General features: G+C 65.3%; 4 protein-coding genes. 1 reads left to right on the plus strand and 3 read right to left on the minus strand.

Going from position 1 to position 2,798, the window contains the following annotated elements; translation table 11 throughout:
* Positions 1 to 411 precede the first annotated feature (411 nt).
* From E1218_RS35315 to E1218_RS37675, 3 genes are all read right to left on the minus strand, one after another.
* A complete protein-coding gene (locus tag E1218_RS35315) occupies positions 412 to 861 on the minus strand; it encodes a DUF4304 domain-containing protein (protein WP_165949566.1) in 450 nt (149 codons plus the stop codon).
* A 160-nt stretch (positions 862 to 1,021) separates the two neighbouring features.
* Positions 1,022 to 1,435, minus strand: a complete 414-nt coding sequence (locus tag E1218_RS38380; RefSeq protein ID WP_407657662.1) for an HAD family hydrolase — start codon at positions 1,433 to 1,435, stop codon at positions 1,022 to 1,024.
* Entirely contained in the window at positions 1,336 to 1,656 is a 321-nt protein-coding gene (locus tag E1218_RS37675; protein ID WP_233712693.1) for a hypothetical protein, read from the minus strand. Before E1218_RS37675 ends, E1218_RS38380 begins: the two co-directional genes overlap by 100 nt.
* A 672-nt stretch (positions 1,657 to 2,328) precedes the next feature.
* Between E1218_RS37675 and E1218_RS38385 the strand changes: the two genes are divergently transcribed.
* On the plus strand, positions 2,329 to 2,730 hold the full coding sequence (locus E1218_RS38385; protein ID WP_132327381.1) for a tyrosine-type recombinase/integrase: 402 nt from the start codon (positions 2,329 to 2,331) through the stop codon (positions 2,728 to 2,730).
* Positions 2,731 to 2,798: the final 68 nt, after the last annotated feature.

The following is a 2,798-nucleotide window of genomic DNA, read 5'->3' on the forward strand; positions in this document are numbered from 1 at the left end:
CTGCGTCAAGAAGCCGACAACTACGGCCCCGAACTCGGATCCGCATACCGCAAGAAGACCCACCGCAGCTTGACCCCCTAACACCAGGGATGTCTGATAGCTGCCAAACCCAGGCCAGCGCGGCGCACGTCAAGAGTCGGCTTGCCGATCCGTAGGACGCGAAGCGCTCTAGATGTGGGTCGTCGTGGCAGGACAATCGAGCGGCCAGGGGGACGGGGCTAGCCGGCGGTCAGACGCCAGGCGCGTCGGTCTGTCGCAGTTGGGATCGCGTGGTCGGAGAAGCGTCCTGCTCGTTGGGACCCGGCGAGGACGGCGCCCCGGCGCCGCCCGCAGTCCGGGTCCGCGCGCCGAAGGCACGCCCTTGATCCATAGGAGCCCAAATCGGCAGAGAATGACGGCGCCGGGCGGACTCTATGTCCGCGCCAACAGTTGCTGCTCCCAGAACGGCTCTGCCTGCGACTCGATCAATCGCAGCACGTCATCGGCCAGAGCTTCATAGTCCTGATGGGCCCGCAGTTTCTCCGCATCGGGCTCGTAGTTTCGCGGCCCGAAGGCGAACCAGTGATCGCCATTGGGAAAGTCCCCACTTCCAAGTCGTGGCCGAGGGGCGGGGACGTCTTGGGCGGTCATCTTTTGAGGAGGTATGTGTTTGCCCCAGGAAGTATTGAAGCCGTTAGGCCCACACTCGGCGACCTCTACGGCGAAGCTTCCCCCAGCTGAAAAGAACTGAAAACTGATCAAGCAGACTTGGGCGTCGGAACGGCGGCGCAGATGCGGTAGAGACCCGGTGAACCCCTTCGGACGCAGGTGCTGTGTGATCGCATCCTTCAACGCGCTTTCCATCGCCGTACGGGGTGTCATTGCGGTCTCCATCCCACGATGCCGAAGTGAAGATTCTCGTCATGGTCGCCCGCCAACCTACTGGGGACGCTGGGAGGACGCGGCCCGATCGCCTAGTTTGCTTGGACAGCTTGGGTGAGTTCGGCGATGTTGGCGATCACGGCATCGGCTCCATCGGCGGTCAGGTCGTCGGCCTTGCCGGGTTTGTTGGTGTAGCCGATGCTGCGGCTCCGATCGCTCGGGCGGCCTGTACGTCGGTGGTCTGGTCGCCGATCATGGTGCACGCGTCGGGCTCCACCGCCAGGGCTTGGGCGGCGCGCTCGATTAGGTGCGGGCTCGCTTCATCAGGCCGGGGTCCGATGGGTCGCGCCTCGACGTGCTGGACGAGGTCTGCCAAGCCGACGCGGTCGAGGTAGGCCCGTACCGATGCGCCGGTGTTGTTGCTGACGATCGCGAGCTGCCGACCGGCCTCGCGGCAGGCGGTCAGGAAGGCCTCTACACCAGGTGTAGGCGTGGCACTCTCGACGGCCTTGATCTCGGCGTCTGCAGTGCAGCCTCGATGTGTTGGGCCAGCTCCGCGGAGAGCTCGGCGGATGCGCTCAGGAACTCGTGCGGACTGGTGATCGCGGACATAGCCGGCGGCAACTCGTCGACCTGGTCGAGCGCCAGGGCTCGCAGTTCCTCGGTGATCTGAGGTGCCGGATACCCGGCGAACACGGAACACACCGGGCCGTCGAAGTCGAGCAGAATGACGGGGCTTCGCGTCAGTGGACCGGCAAGACCCTCACCGACCACCGGGCCCGGATCAAGTCGCATGGTCGCGAGGTTGCTACGCGTGTGTTCGACCGCAAGGCGGATGCCGTGGCCTGGGAGCAGGACAGACTCGCAAACTCCGGCTCGGCGAGTGGACCGATCCGAAGCGGGGTCGCGTACCTCTTTCGGTAGTTGCGGCTGATTGGCTGGAGTCGCGTAGTTCGGCGAAGCGGCGGACCAGGGAGGCTGATGCCGCAGACTGGCGGCTTCACATCAGCCCACGGTTCGGCAATGCTCCCCTGGTCACGATCACCTCCGCCGAAGTGTCGAGCTGGGTTGGTGCGCAGATTGCCGCTGGCCGCAGTCCTTCAGCGTCACTTGCTATCTCGCGACTCTGCGCTCGATCCTGACCTACGCGATCGCTGACCGCAGGATCACCAAGAACGTGGCCGCGTCGGTCAAGGCTCCGAGCGGTGGGCAGTCACGTCGGGACGGGCTCACCTCACCGTGGCGCAGCTCCACGACCTAGCCGACGCTTGCCACAGTCGATACGCCGAGTTGGTCCTGGTGCTCGGTCTCGCTGGTCTGCGTTGGGGCGAGCTGGCTGGCCTGCAGGCAGGTGATCGGATCTGGGTCCTGGTCGTGGTTCACGTCTGCAGTGGGCAGTGCTCGCCAGCGGAGGTTCAGGCGAGCTGTTCGTAGACACCTGAAGAAAGGGCGGACTCGGACGGTCCCCTGGTCGAGGACCTGGTCCCGATCGTGGATCGATGGGCGGGCGACAAGGTCAGCGGCGCATGGCTGTTCCACGCGCCGCAGGGTGGGCCGCTCAGCGAGGGCAAGTGGACGCGATCGGTTCGGTGGACCGCCGCGATCAAGGCGATCGGGGTTCCGAAGCTCAGGGTTCACGATCTGCGTCATACGGCGGCGTCGGTCTGGCTCGGATCTGAGGCTGATCCGAAGGTGGCTCAGCGGATCCTGGTGCATGCCTCGACGGCGATGACGATGGACCTCTACGGGCCTGATCGACCAGAACCTCTGGGACGCTCCCAAGAGGCTCGGGGGCACGACGGGGGCACCGAAGGCGATCGAGGCCGGGTACGACGAACCCCCAGCCCCAGAGAGTGGCCTCTGACCTAGGGGTTTGGTGGAGCCGCCTGTCGGAATCGAACCGACGACCTTCTCATTACGAGTGAGACGCTCTGCCG

The organism is Kribbella turkmenica, from assembly GCF_004348725.1.
In the GTDB taxonomy this organism is placed as follows: Bacteria; Actinomycetota; Actinomycetes; order Propionibacteriales; family Kribbellaceae; genus Kribbella; species Kribbella turkmenica.